General features: G+C 69.2%; 19 protein-coding genes and 1 pseudogene. 13 read left to right on the forward strand and 7 right to left on the reverse strand.

Features of this window, described 5'->3' with window-relative positions; genetic code table 11:
- Positions 1–155: 155 nt before the first annotated feature.
- From OG534_RS23075 to OG534_RS23090, 4 genes are all read left to right on the forward strand, one after another.
- Positions 156–959 (forward strand): ABC transporter permease, encoded by an 804-nt coding sequence (locus tag OG534_RS23075; RefSeq protein WP_326590342.1) that lies wholly within the window; start codon positions 156–158, stop codon positions 957–959.
- 109 nt (positions 960–1,068) lie between these two features.
- A complete protein-coding gene (locus OG534_RS23080; protein WP_442807237.1) occupies positions 1,069–1,944 on the forward strand; it encodes an ABC transporter permease in 876 nt (291 codons plus the stop codon).
- 3 nt (positions 1,945–1,947) lie between these two features.
- The gene (locus tag OG534_RS23085; RefSeq protein ID WP_326590343.1) at positions 1,948–2,922 is read left to right on the forward strand and encodes an ABC transporter ATP-binding protein; all 975 of its coding nucleotides are present in this window, start codon (positions 1,948–1,950) and stop codon (positions 2,920–2,922) included.
- A gap of 237 nt (positions 2,923–3,159) precedes the next feature.
- A complete protein-coding gene (locus OG534_RS23090; RefSeq protein ID WP_326590345.1) occupies positions 3,160–3,819 on the forward strand; it encodes a DUF1707 SHOCT-like domain-containing protein in 660 nt (219 codons plus the stop codon).
- Positions 3,820–3,960: 141 nt separating this feature from the next.
- Here the strand turns inward: OG534_RS23090 and OG534_RS23095 are convergent, their stop codons facing one another.
- Positions 3,961–4,110 carry an Arc family DNA-binding protein gene (locus tag OG534_RS23095; RefSeq protein ID WP_326590347.1) on the reverse strand — a complete coding sequence of 50 codons (150 nt, stop codon included), beginning with the start codon at positions 4,108–4,110 and terminating at the stop codon, positions 3,961–3,963.
- Positions 4,111–4,172: 62 nt separating this feature from the next.
- On the opposite strand from OG534_RS23095, the pseudogene OG534_RS23100 reads away from it, so the two are divergent.
- The 3 genes and pseudogenes from OG534_RS23100 to OG534_RS23110 form a co-directional block, all read left to right on the forward strand.
- A pseudogene (locus OG534_RS23100) lies at positions 4,173–4,223 on the forward strand (hypothetical protein); the annotation flags it as partial.
- Between the two features lie 296 nt (positions 4,224–4,519).
- Positions 4,520–5,050 (forward strand): RNA-guided endonuclease InsQ/TnpB family protein, encoded by a 531-nt coding sequence (locus tag OG534_RS23105; protein ID WP_326593773.1) that lies wholly within the window; start codon positions 4,520–4,522, stop codon positions 5,048–5,050.
- A 47-nt stretch (positions 5,051–5,097) separates the two neighbouring features.
- The gene (locus OG534_RS23110; protein ID WP_442807134.1) at positions 5,098–6,561 is read left to right on the forward strand and encodes a DUF445 domain-containing protein; all 1,464 of its coding nucleotides are present in this window, start codon (positions 5,098–5,100) and stop codon (positions 6,559–6,561) included.
- On the opposite strand, the gene OG534_RS23115 is transcribed toward OG534_RS23110, so the two are convergent.
- On the reverse strand, positions 6,531–7,679 hold the full coding sequence (locus OG534_RS23115; protein ID WP_326590350.1) for a hypothetical protein: 1,149 nt from the start codon (positions 7,677–7,679) through the stop codon (positions 6,531–6,533). The two genes, OG534_RS23110 and OG534_RS23115, sit on opposite strands and share 31 nt — an antisense overlap.
- Before the next feature lie 34 nt (positions 7,680–7,713).
- Entirely contained in the window at positions 7,714–8,250 is a 537-nt protein-coding gene (locus OG534_RS23120) for a GNAT family N-acetyltransferase (protein ID WP_326590352.1), read from the reverse strand.
- A gap of 222 nt (positions 8,251–8,472) precedes the next feature.
- On the opposite strand from OG534_RS23120, the gene OG534_RS23125 reads away from it, so the two are divergent.
- Positions 8,473–8,664, forward strand: coding sequence for a hypothetical protein (locus OG534_RS23125; protein ID WP_326590353.1), 192 nt, complete (start codon positions 8,473–8,475; stop codon positions 8,662–8,664).
- 39 nt (positions 8,665–8,703) lie between these two features.
- Positions 8,704–9,000, forward strand: coding sequence for a hypothetical protein (locus OG534_RS23130; protein ID WP_326593774.1), 297 nt, complete (start codon positions 8,704–8,706; stop codon positions 8,998–9,000).
- Between the two features lie 60 nt (positions 9,001–9,060).
- Here OG534_RS23130 and OG534_RS23135 read toward each other — a convergent pair whose 3' ends face one another.
- Positions 9,061–9,510, reverse strand: coding sequence for an SRPBCC family protein (locus tag OG534_RS23135; protein WP_326590354.1), 450 nt, complete (start codon positions 9,508–9,510; stop codon positions 9,061–9,063).
- A 326-nt stretch (positions 9,511–9,836) separates the two neighbouring features.
- Between OG534_RS23135 and OG534_RS23140 the strand changes: the two genes are divergently transcribed.
- The 4 genes from OG534_RS23140 (at position 9,837) to OG534_RS23155 (ending at position 14,399) form a co-directional block, all read left to right on the forward strand.
- Positions 9,837–10,298, forward strand: coding sequence for a very short patch repair endonuclease (locus OG534_RS23140; RefSeq protein WP_326590356.1), 462 nt, complete (start codon positions 9,837–9,839; stop codon positions 10,296–10,298).
- An 80-nt stretch (positions 10,299–10,378) separates the two neighbouring features.
- The gene (locus OG534_RS23145; protein WP_326590357.1) at positions 10,379–12,472 is read left to right on the forward strand and encodes a helix-turn-helix domain-containing protein; all 2,094 of its coding nucleotides are present in this window, start codon (positions 10,379–10,381) and stop codon (positions 12,470–12,472) included.
- Positions 12,469–13,452, forward strand: coding sequence for a hypothetical protein (locus OG534_RS23150; RefSeq protein ID WP_326590359.1), 984 nt, complete (start codon positions 12,469–12,471; stop codon positions 13,450–13,452). The genes OG534_RS23145 and OG534_RS23150 overlap by 4 nt, the downstream gene beginning before the upstream one ends.
- A gap of 29 nt (positions 13,453–13,481) precedes the next feature.
- Entirely contained in the window at positions 13,482–14,399 is a 918-nt protein-coding gene (locus OG534_RS23155) for a DUF6339 family protein (protein ID WP_326590360.1), read from the forward strand.
- A gap of 22 nt (positions 14,400–14,421) precedes the next feature.
- Here the strand turns inward: OG534_RS23155 and OG534_RS23160 are convergent, their stop codons facing one another.
- The 3 genes from OG534_RS23160 to OG534_RS23170 all read right to left on the reverse strand — a co-directional run bounded on the left by OG534_RS23160 (position 14,422) and on the right by OG534_RS23170 (position 19,768).
- Positions 14,422–15,699 carry a DNA cytosine methyltransferase gene (locus tag OG534_RS23160; RefSeq protein ID WP_326590361.1) on the reverse strand — a complete coding sequence of 426 codons (1,278 nt, stop codon included), beginning with the start codon at positions 15,697–15,699 and terminating at the stop codon, positions 14,422–14,424.
- A gap of 56 nt (positions 15,700–15,755) precedes the next feature.
- A complete protein-coding gene (locus OG534_RS23165; RefSeq protein WP_326590362.1) occupies positions 15,756–16,742 on the reverse strand; it encodes a DNA cytosine methyltransferase in 987 nt (328 codons plus the stop codon).
- Positions 16,743–16,810: 68 nt separating this feature from the next.
- Positions 16,811–19,768 (reverse strand): Z1 domain-containing protein, encoded by a 2,958-nt coding sequence (locus OG534_RS23170; RefSeq protein WP_442807238.1) that lies wholly within the window; start codon positions 19,766–19,768, stop codon positions 16,811–16,813.
- Positions 19,769–19,773 lie beyond the last annotated feature (5 nt).

Genomic DNA, 19,773 nt, shown 5'->3' on the forward strand with positions numbered 1-19,773 from the left:
CCACTTCTGTACCTCATGGTGTCTACCCGATGGCCGGTGATTACGCTCCGGACGGGCATAAATCGGTCGCGTGGATCGCCCCTCCGCACTAAGCTCGCGCGCTTTGGCCGACGTAGGAACGACGTGGAAAACGGAGGGATACGGTGCGCCGGAGAGTGCGTCTGTACCTCGCGGTCGCGGCAGGGGGATTCCGGCGGTACGCCACCTACGGGACCGCCACCGCGGCCGGAGTGTTCACCAACACCGTGTTCGGCTTCATCGTGGCGTACACGTACATCGCATTGTGGGAAGAGCGGCCGGGGCTCGGGGGCTACGACCAGGCGCAGGCCCTGACGTTCGTGTGGGTCAGTCAGTCGCTGCTCGCCGCGGGGGCGTTGATCGGGGGCGGCTTCCAGGAGGAGATCCAGGAGCGGGTCCGCACGGGCGACATCGCCGTCGACCTGTACCGGCCGGCGGACCTTCAGATGTGGTGGCTCGCGGCCGACATGGGCCGGGCCGCCTTCCAGCTGCTGGGGCGCGGGCTGGTGCCGCTGGTGGCGGGGGCGCTGGCCTTTCCGCTGGCGCTGCCCGTGGATCCGCTGCGCTGGCTGCTGTTCCTGGTGTCGGTCACGCTCGGGCTGGTGGTGAGCTTCGCGGTGCGCTACCTGCTGGGGCTGCTGGCCTTCTGGCTGATGGACGGGTCGGGGATCAACATGATGGCCACGGTCGTCTCGATCTTCTTCTCCGGGATGCTGCTGCCGCTGACCGTCTTCCCGGGTGGTTTCGGCGAGTTCGTCCGGGCGCTGCCGTGGGCGGCGATGCTCCAGGTCCCGATGGACGTGCTGCTGGGCAAGCACGCGGGGGCCGGGGGCGCGGCCAGGGCGCTGGGTTTCCAGGCCGGGTGGGCGCTCGTACTGCTGGGCGCGGGGCGGCTGTTGCAGTCGGCCGCGACACGGAAGGTGGTGGTCCAGGGTGGCTGACACGGCGGAGACGGCGGAGACGGCGGCGACGGCGGACGTGGCTGCGGCGGAGACGGCCGAGGTGGCTGCGGCGGCGAGGGCTGATGGGGCTGCGGCGGTGACGGCGACCGTGGCTGCGGCGGTGACGGCGACCGTGGTGGCAGCGCCGGCGGTGCCGGCGGCGGAGCGGCGACGCGGGCGGGTCCGGGAAGGGCTGCGCGGCTACGGGCTGATCGTGGCGATGTGGATCCGCTCGACGATGACGTACCGGACGTCCTTCGCCCTGTCGGTGTTCGGGAACGCGACGATCACCTTCCTCGACTTCCTCGCGATCTACATCATGTTCTCCCACGTGGACGTCCTCGGGGGCTTCACGCTGCCCGAGATCGCCCTGCTGTACGGCTCCTGTTCGGCCTCCCTGGGCCTGGCGGACCTGCTGATGGGCAACACCGACCGGATCGGCGTCCGGATCCGCGACGGCTCGCTCGACACGATGCTGGTGCGGCCGGTCCCGGTGCTCGCGCAGGTCGCGGCGGACCGTTTCGCGCTGCGCCGGCTGGGGCGGGTCGGGCAGGGGCTGGGGGTGCTGGGCTGGGCGCTCTGGACGCTGGACGTGGACTGGACGGCCGGGAAGGTGCTGCTGGTGCCCGTGATGATCGTGGCCGGGGCGGCGATCTTCGCGGCGGTGATGGTGGCCGGGGCGGCGTTCCAGTTCCTCGCCGGGGATGCGGCGGAGGTGCAGAACTCCTTCACGTACGGCGGCTGCACGATGCTCCAGTACCCGCCGACGATCTTCGCGAAGGACCTGCTGCGCGGGGTGACCTTCGTCGTCCCGCTGGCCTTCGTCAACTGGCTGCCCGCGCTGTACGTGCTGGGGCGGCCCGATCCGCTGGGACTGCCCGGGTGGGTCGCGTACCTGAGCCCGCTGGTGGCCTTCGCGGTGTTCCTGCCCGCGTCGCTGGCGTGGCGCGCGGGAGTCCGTTCGTACCGAAGCACGGGAAGCTAGGAGTTGGCTGTGGCGGATGCGCTGATCTCGCTGGACGGGGTCGAGAAGGTCTTCGACGTACGGCGCCGGGTGAGCCTGATGCGCCGGGAGAAACGCCAGGTCAGGGCGGTGGACGGGATCAGCTTCGAGGTCACGCGGGGGGAGATGGTCGGCTACATCGGGCCCAACGGCGCCGGGAAGTCGACCACGATCAAGATGCTGACCGGGATCCTGACGCCGAGCGGCGGACGGCTGCGGGTCGCGGGCATCGACCCGGCGCGGGAGCGGATGCGTCTCGCGCACCGGATCGGGGTGGTCTTCGGGCAGCGCACCACGCTGTGGTGGGACCTGCCGCTGAAGGACTCGTACGGGCTCATGCGGCGGCTGTACCGGGTGCCTCGGGCGCGGTTCGAGGAGAACCTGGATCGGTGCGTGGAGCGGCTGGACCTGGCCGAGCTGCTCGACGTTCCGGTGCGGCAGCTGTCGCTCGGGCAGCGGATGCGCGGGGACATCGCGGCGGCGCTGCTGCACGATCCGGAGGTGCTGTACCTGGACGAGCCGACGATCGGGCTCGACGTGGTGAGCAAGGCGAAGGTGCGGGGGTTCCTGCGGCAGTTGAACGAGGAGCGCGGCACGACGGTGCTGCTGACCACGCACGACCTGCAGGACATCGAGCAGTTGTGTGAGCGGGTGATGGTGATCGACCACGGGCGGCTGATGTACGACGGGGCGCTGGGCGGGCTGCACGCGGCGGGGTCGGTGGCGGAGAGCGAGCGGACGCTGGTGGTGGACCTGGAGCGGGAGCTCGCGCCGATCAGTGTGGCGGGGGCGCGGGTGGTGAAGGTGGAGGGGCCGCGGCAGTGGCTGGCGTTCCCGGCGGGGGCGTCGGCGGCGCCGCTGGTGGCGGCGGTGGCGGCGCAGTACCCGCTGGTGGACCTGTCGGTGCGGGAGCCGGACATCGAGGACGTGATCGCGCGGATGTACGCGGGCAGGGGCTGAGGCCGCCGGTCGGCGGGTCCGGCGGGTCCGGCGGGTCCGGCGGGTCCGGCGGGCTCGGCGGGTCCGGCGGGCTCGGTGGGCTCGGGGTGGTCGTCGGCACGGTGGCCGGAACCCGATCAGGGGAAAACGGGACCGGGAGTCAGGGGAAAGCGGGACCGGGGATCAGGGGAAAGCCGGGGGCGATCTCAGGGGCGGGCCCCGTACAACTCCCCGAGAACACTGCATAGTCTGGTGTGCATGAGTGACGAGCGGCCGGAGAAGCCGTTGCCGGAGTTGAGGGCGTCTGATGCCGACCGGGAGCGGGTGGTGGAGCGCCTTCGGGACGCCGTCGCCGAGGGCCGGATCGACATGGAGGAGTTCGAGGAGCGGCTGGAGGCGGCGTACAAGTCCCGGACGTACGCGGAACTGGAACCGCTGACGCGGGACCTGCCGTCGCCCACCGGGCCGGCCGCCCGGGCGGCGGCGGTCCCGGGGGCGGCGGCCGAGCCGTGGCGGGGCCGGGTCGGCGGGGCGGGAACGTCCACGACGGGCGTCGCGGTGATGTCGGGGTTCCAGCGCCGGGGGCGGTGGACGGTGCCGGCCCGCTTCGACGCGGTGGTGTTCTGGGGCGGTGGTGAGCTGGACCTGCGCGAGGCGGACTTCGCGGAGCGCGAGGTGGTCATCAACTGCGTCGCGATCATGGGTGGCATCGAGATCACGGTGCCACCGGGTGTGGAGCTGGACGTACGGGGCGTCGGCTTCATGGGCGCCTTCGACCAGCGGGACAGCCCGGGCCCGCCCCAGCCGGGCGCCCCGCGGGTCGTGGTGACGGGCTTCGCCTTCTGGGGCGGCGTGGAAGTCAAGGTCAAACACCCGAAGCCCCCCTTGGGTGGCCACTCACTCCGCAAGGAGCTGTAAGGCCACGCGGTGCCCTGCCGGGGCCCTGGGGTATCCCCGGCGGAAGGGCGGGGGCGGCTCGAAGGGTTTTCCAAGGCTACCCACACCGCATCCCCCCACGGGAGCGAAATGGCGTAGCGGGGTAGGGAAGACGAATCGCCGTCAGGGCGATTCGCCATCTGCTTCCACGGTGGTGAGCGCGACCTCAAGCAAGTGCACGATCTCAGAGTTGAGGGACCGCCGGTCGGCCTCTGCCTGGGAAGTGAGGCGTTCGTGTACGTCGTCAGGAAGTCGAAGGGTGATGCGAATCATGACACCATCATAGTGTCACCTAGGGTACAGTGATCACTGTGAAGCTCAGGTACCAGTTCCGCGTGTACCCGGGCCCTTCTCAACAGCAGGAGCTGGCGAAGGCGTTCGGGTGCGCCCGCGTCGTATGGAATGACGCGCTGCGTATCCGCCAGGACGCCTACAAGCAGGGCAAGCCGGTTCCGTCCATTACCGCATTGGCGAAATCGGTGCTCACCGAGGCCAAGAAAACACCTGAGCGTGCATGGCTCGGCGAGGTTTCGGCCGTCGTGCTCCAGTCGTCCCTCCGGGATCTCCAGGCGGCACACAGTAACTTCTGGGCGTCGAAGAAGGGCACCCGCAAGGGGCTGAAGATCGGGCCGCCGGAAGATTCTTCGCTTCCTTCGTCATCGAGGTCCTTCGCGGCCGGAAAATCGCCTCCCCGAAGTTCTTTCGTCGGCAGGAGAAGAAGCTCAAGCGCACTCAGCGCAAGCTCAGCAGGTGCGCGAAGGGCAGCAACAACCGCCGCAAGGCCAAGCTGGCCGTCGCCAAGGTTCATGCGCGTATCGCCGACCAGCGACGCGACTTCATTGAGCAGGAAACCACTCGAATAGTCCGTGAGAGCCAAGCGGTCTACGTGGAGAACCTGAACGTGAAGGGCATCGCTTGCTCCGGCCGGTTCGGCAAGTCCGTCCACGACCAGTCACTCGGAATGTTCACTCGTACGCTTGAAGCCAAATGCGTGAGGTACGGGCGCACCTTCGTCAGGGTCAACCGGTTCTTCCCGAGTACTCAACTCTGCTCGTACTGCGGTTCCCTGTCAGGACCGAAGGGACGCGAAGGTCTACGGATACGCACCTGGACGTGCGACTGCGGCACCACCCACGATCGGGACCAGAACGCCGAGCACAACCTACGCTTTGAGGGACGGAGGATTGTGGCCGAGGGACGACCGGGCACGTAAAACGCCTGCGGAGCCCGTGTGAGACCCGGCATGCCGGGCGGTGGGTGATGAAACAGGAACCGCCCGAAGGTCGGCGCTCAACAGCGGTGGCCAGGCGGGAATCCCCATATTCACCTGGGGAGACGTCAAGCAGACAAAACCGGCGCCCCGGGGGAAGGCAGGAGCACGTGGAGAACGGCACCACAACAACCGGCACCGCACCACGGGCGGAGCCCCCCGGACCGCACCCCGTCACCTCTCGCGGAGCGTTCGTGTTCAGCGCCGCCGACGAGGAGCGCCGCCGCGGCGTCCGCCGGATGAAGGCCACCGCGACCGGTCTGCTGATCCTGGTCGCGCTGGTCTACGTACTGGCCAAGTACGCCCAGCACGCCTGGGGCGCCGGCGGCTGGGCCGCGTACGTCGCCGCCGCGGCCGAGGCCGGCATGGTCGGCGCGCTCGCGGACTGGTTCGCCGTCACCGCGCTCTTCCGGCGCCCGCTCGGCCTGCCCATCCCGCACACCGCGATCATCCCGACCAAGAAGGACCAGCTCGGCGTCACGCTGGGCGAGTTCGTCGGGGAGAACTTCCTCTCCTCCGACGTGGTCAGGGCCCGGCTCCACGCCCTCGGCATCGGTGGCCGCCTCGGCGCCTGGCTGGCCGAGCCCGCGCACGCCGACCGGGTCACGGCCGAGCTGGCGACCGCGCTGCGCGGAGCCCTGACCGTACTGCGCGATTCCGACGTGCAGGCCGTCGTGGGCGAGGCCATCACCCGCCGCGCCGAGACCGCCGAGATCGCGCCGGGCATCGGCAAGACCCTGGAGCGGGTCGTCGCGGACGGCGGCCACCGCCGGGCCGTCGACCTCGTCTGCGTCAAGGCGCACGACTGGCTGGTCACGCATGGGGACTCGATCACGGACGCGGTCCAGGGGGGAGCCCCGGGCTGGACCCCGCGGTTCGTGGACCGCAAGGTGGGCGAGCGCGTGTACAAGGAGCTGCTCCGGTTCATCACGGAGATGCGGGACATGCCCGAGCACCCGGCGCGCGGGGCGCTGGACCGCTTCCTGGCGGACTTCGCGGACGACCTCCAGTCGGACACGGAGACGCGCGCGAAGGTGGAGCGCCTCAAGTCCGAGATCCTGGCGCGCGACGAGGTCCAGGACGTCATCGCCTCCGCCTGGTCGGCGATCCGGTCGATGATCATCTCGGCGGCGGAGGACGAGCAGAGCGAGCTGCGCCTGCGGGTCCGCGCCTCGCTGATCTCCCTGGGCGCGCGCCTGGCCACCGACGCCCGGCTGCAGGCGAAGGTGGAGGGCTGGATCGAGGGCGCGGTCGTCTACGTCGTCACCACCTACCGGCGTGAGATCACCTCGCTGATCACGGACACGGTGGCGGCCTGGGACGCCGAGCACACCTCCCGCAAGATCGAGGCCCACATCGGCCGTGACCTGCAGTTCATCCGGATCAACGGCACGGTGGTCGGCGCCTTGGCGGGCCTGCTGATCTACACGGTGTCCCGGGCCTTCGGAGCGTAGGCGGCGGGCAGCGGCACTGACGGCGGCGCGGGCAGCGGGACGGGCAGTGGTACGGGCAGCGGGACGGGCCGCGGCACCGACAGCGCCCCGGGCAGCGGTACCGGCCGCGGCACCGGCCGCGGCACCGACAGCGGCACCGACAGCTCCAGCTGGGCGTGTCCGCGAGCCGTGACGTCCGGGGGCGCGGGCCGGGCCGCTCCCACGGCGAGGAGCGCGCGCAGGGCGGTGATCACGTCGGCCGGTGCGTCGCGCAGGATCCCCGGCGTCGTACTGGCCACCAGGACCCCTCGGGACTCCAGCCGCAGCCGCCGGCGCAGCGTCGCCTGCCAGGAGTCGCGCGTGTAGTGGTACTCGGCGGAATCGATCTCCAGCGCCACGCCCTCCTCGGGCCAGTACGCGTCGGGGCTGGCGAGGAACGCGCCGTCCGGGCCGTGGAGGCGGGCGTTCCACAGCGGGGCGGGGAGGTCCGTGGCCGACAGCGTGTCGCGGGCCCGGCCCTCGGCGATCGAGCGGACCCCGGCGACCAGCTCGCCGGCCGCGGCGCGGGCGGCCGGGCGGTTCGCGATCCGGCCGGCACGGAGTTCGGCGTGCAGGTCGTGCGGGTGGCACCAGCCGCCCTGGACGACGTTCGCCAGGACGGAGCGCACCAGGTCCGCGTCGTCGGTGCGCGCCGCGAAGTCCGCGGCGGCCCGGACCGGGCGGCTGCTGGGGACGCCGGAGACGTGGATGGTCGCGGGCCAGCGGGCGGTCGAGGCGGGCCGGACCCGTCCGGCGGGCGTCGCCGAGCGCGGCGAGCGGACGAGGACGTCCAGCGGCTCGGGCGGCGCGTCGCGGATGCCCAGGAGCGCGAGGGCCGCGCCGCCCGTGAGCGCGGCCGTCGCCCCGGAGAGCGGATCGGCCGAGGGGTGGGCGGCGTACAGGACCGCGGACAGCGCGCGCTGACTGCCGTCCGGTGGCCCGGTCTGCAACAAGTAAACCCGTGGCAGCAGCCGCTGCCAGGGCCCTCCCCGGCGACTGCGGCCGCTGATGGTCGCGGCCGGGATCCCGGCCTGCGTGAGCTGGCGGTACGTGGCCAGGTTCAGCTGGCGCCGGGCGGTACGAGCGATACGAGTGATCATGCCCCGGGTATGCCCGGTGGCGGGCGCCCGATGCTCAGGCCGAGGGGTGGTTCGGGGCGAGGAAGACGACGACGCCGTTCTGCGTCCCGGGCAGCGGGGTGACCTCGTGCCAGCCGAGCCGGCGGTAGGTGGCGACGGTGTCGGTGGCCACGCGGGCGGTGAGCAGCCAGGCGCGCGCGTCCGGGGCGTCGGCGGTGATCTCGGCGAGCAGGGCGCGCCCGGTGCCGTGCCCGCGGGCGTGCGGGCGGACAGCGAGCTCGTCGATCTCCAGGGCGCCGATGAGCAGTTCCCGTACGCGCTTGCGGCCGAGCTGGGCGGCGACCTGTCCGTACGCACGGTCCGTGGGGAAGGTCTTGGGCGTCAGCCAGGCGGTGGCGAATCCGTCGATGCCGACGGCCGACTGCGCGAAGGCGGTCCGGAATCCGGTGCGGCGGCTGTCGGCCTGCAGCCTGGCGGTGAAGAGGCGAATGGTTTCTTCGTCTTCGTTCCACGGCGGAGCGGAGAACACTTCGCTGTAGGTGTCGGCCAGTTCGTCCGACAGGTCCAGGACGGCCGGTCCATAACAGATCACGTTTGCAGCTCCTTGGGCCGGCTTGGGCGGCTTCGGTCGTATCGCCCCTCTCGTAGAGGGAATCTACGCCGGTGAGGTTCCCCGGACGGCAGGTCCGCGGATCCGGAGGGTGTGCGACAAATCCGACTTCCGTACGGTGCCTCGGACCGCCCGTATCGGCAACGCCCGGCCCGGCGTTGAACCAGTACAGCGCGATGTCGAACGACCCCACCGGAGCCCAGAGTGCCGCACACCCTCTTCACCCGAGTCCTGGTCGCCGTCGGGGGTTGCGCGGTGGCGTTCTTCATCCTCCTGGGCGTCATGTCCGTGCTCCCCCGCGAAATCCAGGACACCGTCCCGCCCGGAGTCCTCGGCGGAGCCGTCGTCGTGCTGGGAGTGATGGCCGCGCGCCGCTTCACCCGCCGTGCCCGTTAGCCTCGACCGGTGACGTTCGAACGGCTGGAGGCCCCCACGATGGCACAGATCCCCACTTCGGCAGTGGCCGCAGGCGGCCTGGTCGGCGGCTACGCCGCCGCCCGCTGGACCGGAAAGCGGCCGCTCGGCGGCGTGGTCCTCGCGGCCGCCGGCGCCCTGGCGGCCCGCGAGTGGCACCGCCGCACCTCACCGACGACCACGGCCCTGCTCGGCGCGGCCTACATCGCCGCCTTCGCCGCATCGCACCCCCTGGCCAAGAAGATCGGCCCCTGGTCGGCGGTCTTCACCGCGGCGGGCACGATGGCAGCAGCCGCCTACGCAACGGCCGACCGCTAACCCCTCACCGGCGCCGCAGCAGGCCCTCGAGCGGCCCGCCATCGGGACCGCACCGGCCTCTCATCGACGCCTCAGCAGGCCTTCGAGCTTGTCGAAGCCCTGGGTCCAGCCCTCGTCGTGCAGGGCGAGCCGCCCCTCGGTGGCGAAGTCGCCCTGCACGAACACGAGCCGCGTCGAACCGGCGCCGTCGCCGCGCAGCTCCAGGCTCACGGTCGTCTCCCGGTCGTCGGGGTCGGGATCCTCCCAGCGGAAGGTGTACGCCAGCAGGGCGGGCGGGTCCACCTCCAGGAACTCGCCGGCGAGGAAGAACGAAGCCCCTTCGGGCGGCTGCATCTCGATCCGATAGGCCCCACCGGGCCGCAGATCACTCTCCACCCGGGGAACGACGAACCCGTCGGGCCCCCACCACTTCGCCAGCTCCCCGGGCTCGGTCAAGGCCTCGAACACCACCCCGGGCGCCGCGGGCAACACCCGCACCATCCGGAGCCTGAGCGATCCGTCCTGCGTCATCACGCCCCCAGCCCCCCGTCGGCAACGGCGAACCCCTCCATCGTAGGAGGCCGGACGCCCACTGGCCCGATTAGGGAGCGGCCCTGGCGACCGATCGGGCGGACTACCACTACACCCGCGATGCCTTGGCGTTGCACGGTATCCCGATGGCGGCCACCACCCTGTCGCTGCTCCGCGACACTCCGACAGAAGCACTGGCGGCTCTCCCTGCATTCCTCCCCTTGGCAGCGGCAAGCCCCAGCCCTTCGCCGACCGCTGCGCGTGGGCACCGGCAGCTCCCGATGCCGCTCTGAATGGGTCTGCGACCGGCCGGTCACAATGGTGGGGTGGAGAAATTGGCAACGACGGTCACCGTGCGTACTCGGATGAGTCGCCAGAAGAGCCGTGACACAGGCGTGGAGGTTGCATTGCGCAAGGCGCTGCACGCCAAGGGGGCTCGGTATCGGATCCACCGAAAGCCGGTGAAGGGCGTGAGGCGCGAGGCCGACATCGTGTTCGGACCCGCGCGTGTGGCGGTGTTCGTGGACGGCTGTTTCTGGCACGGCTGCCCCGTGCACGCTACGTGGCCGAAGAACAACGCCGAGTTCTGGCGCGCCAAGATCGAGGGGAATCGGAGTCGGGACCTGGACACGGACGCCCGGTTGGCCGAGGCGGGATGGCTGGCCGTGCGCGTCTGGGAGCACGAGCAGGCGGACGAGGCGGCGGCACGCGTGCTGGCCGTCGTTGCGAGTCGTCGCGCGAGCGCAGGTCCCAAGGCCCGAAACAAGGGATCCATCTCGAATATTTGACAGTACTCTCCTTGTCAAATATGCCCTGTTAGGGTGATCGCGACGTACGCCGTGGCGAGCCGAACAGCGGAGGGCGATGCATGGAGCACCGAGGTGAGGATTTCGGCCCCTGGCTCGCGCGGCAGTTGAGCCGGATGGACATGTCGCAATCCGACCTGGCTACCCGGCTCGGGTTGACCCGTGCGGCTGTCTCCGCCTGGGTGAACGGGCGAGCGGAGCCTCGGGAGGAGACCAAACGGTCGCTTGCCGAGGTGTTCGGCACCAACCCCGATCTGGTCGACAGCCGAACCAGCGACATATCGACACATCGACCATTGCGCTGGCACCATCGCACGGCCCATGCCGACGGCGGGCGCGAGTACGGCAACGCCGCTGCCTTCGCCTTCGACGCGGACATGGCCGTACTGGCCAGGGAAGCCACCCAGAACGCGCTTGACGAGCGACTCGACACCGACGCGCCGGTTCGAGTGCACTACACCCTCCACGAATTGACGGGCCGGCACCTGTCCTCGTTCCTGGCCGCCCTCCAATGGGACGAGCTGCGCCCGCACTACGATCGGGCGGCCTCGGCGGAGCAGAAGGTGTCGAGGAGCCTGCGGGCCGCGTTGGACGAGCTCGATTCGAAGGACTCGCTGCTTCTGCTGCGGGTGGACGACTTCAACGCCAACGGGCTCACCGGACCGGAGTATCACGACGGTCGCTTCGCCGCCGTCGTCAGGCGTCAGCTCGACAGTCACAAGCAGTCCGGAGGTCGTGCGGGCGGGTCCTATGGACTGGGCAAGGCAACGCTGTGGGCGGCCAGCCGTTTCGGTCTCGTGCTCATCAACTCCACGCTTTCCGAGCCACACGAGGGCAGGACCGAACGACGCGTGATCGGACGTCTCGACCTGCCGTGGCGGCAGGTCGACGGCGAGGCCTTTGCGGGGCCGGCGTGGTTCGGCGAGCCGGATACGGACCCTGCACACAAGGACGTGTCGCGGTCTTGGTGGGCCGACGAGGAGACGGCGCGAAGTCTGCACCTCGAGCGGCACTCCGGCGAACCGGGCACGTCGTTCCTGGTTGTCGGCGCCCACGACGCCTCGGGCGACGCCGAGGAGCTGCGTGACCTCCACGACAAAGTCGTGCGATCACTGGCCGACGGTTTCTGGGCGGCGATGATCGGGGGTGTCGCGGCCGGTCCCCTGTTGGAGGCGTGCGTGTCCACGTTTCGTGACGGCGAAGTGGTCGTGCCCGAGGAGCGGGTCGATCCGTACACCCGCCACCCTGCATTGAGTCGCGCCCTCCAAGCCCACCTCGACGGCCAGACGGTCGACAGTCTGACGTCGGAGGATCACGTGGCGCGTGCCGAGGTGCCTCTGATCGTGACGCCTTTGAAGGGCAAGGGCAGAGCGCGGGACAAGGGTCGGGAGCACCTGGCCGTTCTCCTGCTCACTCCGGCGGCCGACGCGGACGAGCGGCACAGCCGGGTGGTCTGCATGCGGGGAAACCGTATGACCATCACGGAGCATCGGCCACGCGAACTCCCCTTGGGAACGATGCCGTTCCAGGCCGTGCTGCTGGCCGGCTACGCAACGGACCGGGTCGGCGAGGACGTGGCCCTGGCCGAGGAGTTCCTGCGCGCTTCGGAGCCACCCGAGCACGACCGTTGGGACCGGACGGAGGAACTCACCTCGCTCTACGAACGTGGCGCCGTCAGCCGTCTCAAGGAGTTCCGCAGTGATGTGGACAAGGCCGTGCGCGCCTTGGTAGGCAGGCGCGAAACGAAGCGGGCGGGCGGTCCCGCGGCGCTGCGCGAGCTGCTCACCTGGGACACGCACACCGGCTCGGCACGGCGGACGCAAGGTTTCCCCACGGTCCGCGGGGTGACGGCACGAGTGGAGGAATCCGGTGCCTGGAGCGTGATCGTGGATGTCAAGCTACCCCTTGCCGAGGACCCGTGGCGATTGACACCCGTCGCGAAGTTCGATGTGCGCTCGGGAGGTCGTCCGGTAGTCGAGTGGGCGGCCCTTGCCGCCGAGGAAGACTGCCGTGTGGAGAAGGGCGATCTCGTCGTCGAGCCCGGCGTGCGCAGGGCGGTCTTCCGCGGGGTCACGGATCCCGCCACGCACCTGGTGCGCAGCGGGTACGCCCGACTCGTGGTGGAGGTCCAGAAGGCTCGCGGAGGTTCGGCGTGACATCGGTGTTTCCCTATCCGACGCTCTTCGGGGACGTGGAGCTGAGAGTCGTGTCCGTCTCGGTGGACAACAGGGAGCTCCCGTACACGATGATCTCCGTCGCGGATCGGGCGGTCGCCCTGCATCAGACGGGGCGAGGCGCGTGGGACCGGGCACGCCTCCGGCTCTCGGTGACCTTCCCGGAGGCGGAACTCCGATCGGGCCCGTGGTCCGATGTGGTGTTCCTCGCCGTCCTCGCGGAGAAGGCGACCAACGCCCGTACGACCGTGGTGCTGTCCCCGGCCGGCGACGGGACGATGCAGGGAACCATCGAGCTGGACAGCGTGGCGTACCTGCGGCGGGCCACATTGGGCGTGTCGGTGGTCGCGACGGTGGAAGGCGTGGCAGGCCGCCTGGTGGGGTCCGCCGGCAGTGACTGGTACGTCGATCTGAAGGCTTCGACGCCCGCGAGGCAACGCGAGATCGAGATCGTCGAGGTGGATTTCAAGGACGGTGAGCACGAGTGGCTCCGGCCCTACAAGGAGTCTGCCTGGATCGTCGAGACCACGGGTGACGTTCCGACCGTGTACCTCAACATCGGAGCCGTCGAGGGCCTGATGGAGGCGCTCCGCGGGTCCGGTGGCAGCCCGGCGGAGCGGATGCTGCGTGATCTCGCGGCTACCCAGATCGCGCAGGACGCCTGGACCGCGATGTTTCACACGGCGATCAGCGATCTGGACGCGGACGAGGACGGAACCCCGATGCTGCCGAAGGGGTGGCGGGAATCCGTACTGAGGTCCATGCTCCCGGACGTACTTCCGGGCCGCCAACTGACCGATGCGCTCTATGAGATCGCCGAACGGCGGACCAAGGGCTACGGATGGGCGGAGATTCAGACCGGCGTGCAGTTCGCGGCCGGGAAGAGAAGCCGCGCGACGAGGAACCTGACCAATGCGGTGCGTTCCGTGCAGAACCTCGAAGGGTCCGGTGGTACGCGGTGAACCGAGTCGATGGCAGGGAACTCCCTCCGATGTTGGGCCTGTTGGCGGATGCTTCGGTGGCCAAACACCTCGGCCAGGCGGTACTGAGCGGGCAGGAACGGCCGCCTCAGGTCGCACTCCGAAGGGCGGCCGAGCCGCTGGGCGGTGCACACCGGTGGCGGACCGAACCGGTGCGGGTCCTGGTCGACGAGGCGATGCGTCGTTTTGAGGACCAGCGGACGGCCGCAGACAGCTGGTTCGCACCCCGGCTGCACGCCACCCTGCGCATGACGCGGGCCGAGGCCGCCGACGGCCGGCTGTGGAACTTCATAGCGATGGTCGTCGCCCCTGACTACGTCGCATGGCGGCATCGGGGATCCAGCACGGGCGGCGGGCCGGGCTCGGCGACGGCCGCGCGCTTCTGCGGACCGCACTACACACAGGCCTTCTCCAGGCTCTGGTGGGCTGCGGAGTTGTTCCGGGACGGGCCCGACTACCGCCCGATCGAGACCGCGTGCCGGGTGCAGGACGTGTTGCAGACCACAATGCGCCTGGACGTCATCGATCACCGCCCGACCGCACAGGCGATTCTGCACATGGTCGAACGTCAACTGGCGGAGGGCGTGCCCCGGCTCGGGGACCAGGTCAACGCGCTCTCCTCGGCTGTGAACGCCGCCGGCAGCACCCTGGTGTACGACGTGCTGGCACCGGACCGGCAGGCCGATACCGATGCGCTCCAGGACTGGATCGACGAGGCGGAGGATGCGGCGGCGGCCCCCTGGGATCGGCTGCCGGAAGGCCCCCGGGACGGTGAAGTGAGCCGCGCCTCGGTGGATGCCCTGCTCCCGATCTTCGAGCAGTTGCTGGCCGAGGCACCGCTTCGGGATCGCTCGGCAGGGGAAAAGAAGGTCCCCGCTGCCCGGGTGTCGGCAGGGGTGAGCCTGGCCAAGCCGTCGGACCGCCTTTGACAGGGCGGTCCGACGGGGCGGGTCAGCTGTGGCGGGCCAGGAATGTGTGGATGGCCTCCGCCAGCGTCCTGCCGAGCCCGACGGGCACGGCATTGCCGATCTGACGGGCTATTTCGATCTTGGTTCCGTACCACTTGAAGGTCTCGGGGAACCCCTGGATGAGCGCGGCCTCGTAGTGGGTGATCGGGCGGTGCTCCGTCGGGTGCAGGTAGCGTCCCTTTTCGGGCTTGTAGAACTCCGTCCGGATCGTCACGGAGGGGGCGTTCTTCCGCATGCGGCCCATGACGTCGCCGGATCCCGAATTGTGGTTGTCCCAGCTCTCGGTGGAGAGATAGAACTCCTGCCCCTTCAGTCGGCCGTAGTCCTTCGAGGTGGAGAGGCGAATGCGGCCTGTCCGGTCGATGCGATAGCTGACCCCGCGGAGGTTCTTCCGGTTTCCGTTCTCGGGAATCGCCATGTATCGAGCGCGGGAAAGGGCCTCCGGGTTTCGGCCGAAATGGAGGTCCGTCGTGAGGTAGTGCCCGGGGACGGGGCCGGCGGAATCCGCCCTGTCGCGGGGATCGGGCATGCGTTCCAGGATCGGGAGCTTCGCGGAGACGTCGAAGACCTGTGAAACCGAAACCCAGCGCGGTAGGGCCTGACCTCCGGGAACGGAGTCGAAGAGGGCGTCCTGCGCCTCGTCCGATTCGTATCCGTTCTTGTGGTGCGTCGGTGCGGGGTGCCGCAACGGCTCGGCGAAGTCCTTGTGGGTGCAGATGACGATGACGCGACGTCGGGCCTGCGGGACCCCGTAGTCGGCCGCGTTCATCACGGCGGGCACCACCGTGTAGTCGTGGAGTGGATGTCCGGGGGTCGCGGAAGCCGAAAGCAGTTCCGCGTACTGCGGGGACTTCAGGAAGCGGTCGACGTTCTCGATGACGAACACCTTGGGGTGGACCTTCGCCACCACTCGTACGTATTCCTGCCAGAGTTCGTTGCGAGGGTCCGTCGGGTCCTCCTTGCCGAGACCGGAGAAGCCCTGGCAGGGGGGACCGCCCATGATCACGTCGACCTGGCCCTTGAAGGGGGTGGGATCGAACCCGGCGATGTCACCGGCGAAGACGTGCGCGCCGCCGAAATTGGCCGCGTAGGTCGCCGCTGCGGCCCGGTCGAACTCGACCGCGGCGACCGAGGTGAACGGACTCGCCCCCGCCTCGGGGGTGTACCGGCCGAATCCCGAGGAGAAGCCTCCAGCCCCGGCGAACAGATCCATGACACGGATCTGCCCAGGTTGGGACGGCTGGGGCTGCTTTCTGGTCATGAGGGTCAAGTGTAGTCACCGAGCCACAGGCTCATTGCGCCCTTCTCCCAGGTCGGTCAGGCTCGCAGCGCGGCGGCGATGGCCTTGCCCAGTACACATCCGACCGGAGGCGGCGAGGCATGGCCCACCTGCCGGTACTTCGCGGTCTTGCGGCCCTCGATCCGCCACGAGGGAGGGAATCCCTGGAGCAGTGCGGCCTGGTCCACGGTGAGAGGCATCATGCCCACCCGACCGAGGGTCGGATCCCAACGGAAGGCGGCGTCCGGCACGGCGTCCGCCACGGTTGCTCCGTCGACCCCGATGCGCGCCCACGCGCGTTTGGACCCTGTCGGACCCAGGTCCGCACCACCACGTTCCCAGGAACCGCCGACGAGGGTGGGGGCGGGCTGGTTGGCCTGTGCCGCCCATGTGCCCGCCTCGGGCCAGCCGCCGGCGGACATGGACTCCAGCAGCGCCTCACCGACCGTCCTGTGTGGATCGGTCGTCGGAGTCGGCGCGACGAAGGCGTCGAGCACGTCGCCCTTGAACGCCACCAGAATTCCCTGGCGACGAGTTTGCGGAACGCCGAAATCCGCCGCATTCACGACGAACCACGCATGTCGATAGCCGAGGTGCGACAGTTCCTCCGCGACATAGGAGCGAATCGCCTCGTAGGCCGGCTTCGTCACCAGGTCGGGCACGTTCTCGACGAGCAGCGCTCTGGGCTGCACGCCGTGGAGCAGCAGCATCGTGGCTCGGAGCAGTTCGAGTTCTGCCTCGCTGTCGCGGCGCGCGATGGTGGCCGTCGCCTTCACGCGTGGGAGGCCCGCCGACAGCAGGTCCACGTCGTAGGTCTCGGTGTGCTCGGACGGATCGAAGTCCAGCAGGTTCGTTTCGAGGACGTTCCAGGAAGGACGGTTGGTACGCAGGGTGCGACACGCGACGTCGCGGTTGTCGAGCAGGAGGACGGGGTCGAAGCCGGATTCCTCGAGGCCCACTGCCAGTCCACCGGCGCCCGAGCAGATGTCCAGGGAGCGAAGCCGTCCCGTCGTGCCTGTGTGCATGCCGCCCCCGGAGTCCCCGTGAGGGCGGCGAGACGACCTGCCTGCCTCGCCGCCGTCGAACCGGGAGATCAACTCTTGCCGATCTCCGTGACGTCGATGATCGCACTGGCTTTGGCGGAGACCGTCGTGAATTGGACGACCTGCCCGTTTGCGCTGTGGGCCGAGGCCGGTGCCACGAAGGTGAAGGCCATGACGATCTTGTCCGAATCGATGCGTCGATCCGCGTTGATGGAGCTTTGACGAGTCGTCTCGATGACCGGGTACAGGACGATCGCGCCGCGGCGTTCGGACACAAGACCCTCCGTGGTGGTGTCCCCCGAGGCGCCCAGAGCGCCCGCGATCCGGTGAGCCACCCCGCGGTGCTTTTTGTCGCTGATCGCTCCGAAGAGGGCTCCCCGGTCCGCGCGGCGGTCACGGGAGAACCACGAGTACGACCGACCCGCAGAGCCGAGGGCGACGGTCTTGGCTTCCGACCCCGAGGCGTGCTGCGGAGCCAGCACGACCCAGTCGTCCACCTTGCCGGCTTCGGTGATCTCCGAGAGGTACCGAAGGTGCGGGAGGAACTGCTCGGGAACGTCCCACCGCAGATCGCGGAGCGTGTCCAGGACCGTGGTGGCGGAGAAGGTTCCACTCAGCGAGCGGAAGCGGTGGACGAGACCCTTGTCCGGGAAGTGGTACGCGTAGACGGTTGCCTGGGAATCGAGGGATTCGAGGTACGGAAGCCACAGTTCCGTATTTCGCCGGAGTTCTTCGCCCTTCTGCGGATAGGCAGTGGGCTCCTCCCAGCGTCCGGCGGACCGCACGAGTTCCAGCCTGGCGTTGTACATCTTGTTCGGACTGGCAGGCTTCAGCCACGGCAGGTGTTGGGAAACCAAGGGAGGGATCTGGGCGGGAGTGATCTGCGGCCGGCCGTCGACCATCACGGAATAGCGGTGCAGCTCCGAACGGAACGCCTCCTCGTCGAGGCAGATCGCCTGGAAGGCGTCGTATAGATCCACCTCGGTCCGTCCCATGGTCTCCCTGCGCCCGAGGTAGAGACGCACCAGATCGCGATATCCCTTGCGGAACCCGAACCAGCGCCCCATCTGCATGAGCGTGGATGCGTTTCCGGCCCGGCGGCGGAAGAACGACACGGTCAGCCCCTCGACTGTGAACCCGCGTGCCAGTTTCTGGCCCCCAATGAGGATCTTCCAGATCGGACGCTTGTCGAAGTCGGCCTCGCCCGTCTCCAAGTCCTTGTCGCCGTTCACGACGATGATCGGTTGGCCGTCACCGTCGATCCGTACGCTCGCTGGCCCGACGTAGCGCATCAGCTCGTCGTAGGAAGCGGGTACCGCCTGTCCGTCGGCGCGGACCTCCGATACCGGGGCGACGTCCGTCTCGAAGAGCTTCCGCAGCCGCTCGTGCCCGCGGGGACCGGTGTAGCCCGCGTTGTGCCACAGGTTCAGGACGCGATTGTGTAGATCACGGTGGATTCCTGTGCGCACCGACTCGTGGACGAGCATGGTGTGGTGCTCGAAGTAGCCGTCACCGAGACCGCCCACGTCCTCCCGGTACAGCTTCATGGCGGCCGTCAGCACGAACATGTCCATGGCCTGCTGCAGGCAGCTGTCGTCCTCCGCGTCGTCGAAGATGTCTCGGACGTGCGCCTTCTCGTTGGAGTTGGCAATGGTGCGCTCGTGCTCCTCCACCTCACTGTCCAGATCGTGGAAGTCCCGCGCGCCCATGTATCCCTCGGGGCGGGGCAGCGAGATGAGGAAGTCCTTGGGGAAGATGTCCTCGGTGTCGCTCGGATCCACGAAGACGTTCGCGAAGGGCGTCGCTGTATAGCCCACGTACTGGGCACGAGGCAGCATGTTCAGCAGCTTCGAGATCTGCTCGTTGATCGCGCTGCGCTGGACATCCGGCTTCGAGGTGTTGACCGAAGCCTCGTCCGACTCGTCGTCGATGATCAAGACGGGGATCTCCGTCAGTGGGGTCTTGATCTTCCCCAGATCCTTGACGAGCTTGGCCAGCACCGTCTTGTTCTTCTTGACCACCATCAGGCGAGCCGACGAGCGGTGCAGGTTCTCCCGGTCGTACAGAGGCAGGGCCGGTTCCCGCTTCTCGAACTCCAAGGCGGTGATGCCCTGTAGCAGACTCTTGTAGTCGTCGTCCCGCGTGGTCATCCGCACGATGTCGAATGCCCCGAGTGCAGACGGAAGGCTGCCGAAGGTCACGAACTTCCCGGCCCTCCAAGCCGGGTCGTCGGCGTAGTCCGATTCCAGCTCGTCGGCCCCCCGGAGGATGTTCTCCCTGCCGACGAGTTCCATGTCGAGACGCCGCTGCGTCTGGGCTCGCAGCATGTTGAGCGTCCCCCCGAGGACAATCACCAGTCGGTAGCCCGCGTCCACGGCCTTGGCCATGACACCAGTGAAGTTCGCGGTCTTCCCCGACTGTACGTAGCCCACGACGAGACCCTTGGACTGGTATATCGCCGAGTCGGTCGGGTCTGCCAGCCGTTCGATCACCTGATCGGTCGCCACGTCCAACGCGGCCACGGCAGCGGCCGGCCACCCCTTGGCTGCGAGCAGGCCGCGATAGGCGGGCCAGTAGTGCGGTCGGCTGAGCTGGGACTGAGGCGTGTACCAGGGCTTGTGCTCCGGGCTGATCACCACGGAGACCGCTGCCTTCGATACGGGAATCAGCCCGTCGAGCAGCGCGCGCGTGGCCTCCTTGAGCTTCAACAGGTGATGGATCTCGGCCCTGCGCTCGTCCGTGCGCGGCCGCGTGTCGGTCCAGGCCGGTCGGTCGGCGTAGTCCCATCGCGTGAGCTGCTTACGCCAGAGTTCGACCAACTGATGCGTTGAGCGGGATCCCTTGAGCGCTGCTTGGAAGTCCGCCTCGTCGGCATACGCCGCGGCCTCCGGGGCCATGTCCTCGGCCTGGTACGCCAGGGCCCGGGCCAGGTTCTTCGGCTTGCTGCCGTCGAGATCGGACAGCACGGCACTGTGCAGTTCGAGCCGAAGGGTTTCGGTGCTTGTCAATTGGG

It is taken from the genome of Streptomyces sp. NBC_01294, from assembly GCF_035917235.1.
GTDB lineage: Bacteria > Actinomycetota > Actinomycetes > Streptomycetales > Streptomycetaceae > Streptomyces > Streptomyces caledonius.

Coding starts and splice junctions, on each gene's coding strand:
- OG534_RS23135 (WP_326590354.1), bottom strand. CDS start 9,510: ATGACGCAGGACGGATCGCTCAGGCTCCGGATGGTGCGGGTGTTGCCC.
- OG534_RS23155 (WP_326590360.1), top strand. CDS start 13,482: ATGTTGGGCCTGTTGGCGGATGCTTCGGTGGCCAAACACCTCGGCCAG.
- OG534_RS23130 (WP_326593774.1), top strand. CDS start 8,704: ATGGCACAGATCCCCACTTCGGCAGTGGCCGCAGGCGGCCTGGTCGGC.
- OG534_RS23115 (WP_326590350.1), bottom strand. CDS start 7,679: ATGATCACTCGTATCGCTCGTACCGCCCGGCGCCAGCTGAACCTGGCC.
- OG534_RS23160 (WP_326590361.1), bottom strand. CDS start 15,699: ATGACCAGAAAGCAGCCCCAGCCGTCCCAACCTGGGCAGATCCGTGTC.
- OG534_RS23090 (WP_326590345.1), top strand. CDS start 3,160: ATGAGTGACGAGCGGCCGGAGAAGCCGTTGCCGGAGTTGAGGGCGTCT.
- OG534_RS23110 (WP_442807134.1), top strand. CDS start 5,098: ATGAAACAGGAACCGCCCGAAGGTCGGCGCTCAACAGCGGTGGCCAGG.
- OG534_RS23095 (WP_326590347.1), bottom strand. CDS start 4,110: ATGATTCGCATCACCCTTCGACTTCCTGACGACGTACACGAACGCCTC.
- OG534_RS23165 (WP_326590362.1), bottom strand. CDS start 16,742: ATGCACACAGGCACGACGGGACGGCTTCGCTCCCTGGACATCTGCTCG.
- OG534_RS23145 (WP_326590357.1), top strand. CDS start 10,379: ATGGAGCACCGAGGTGAGGATTTCGGCCCCTGGCTCGCGCGGCAGTTG.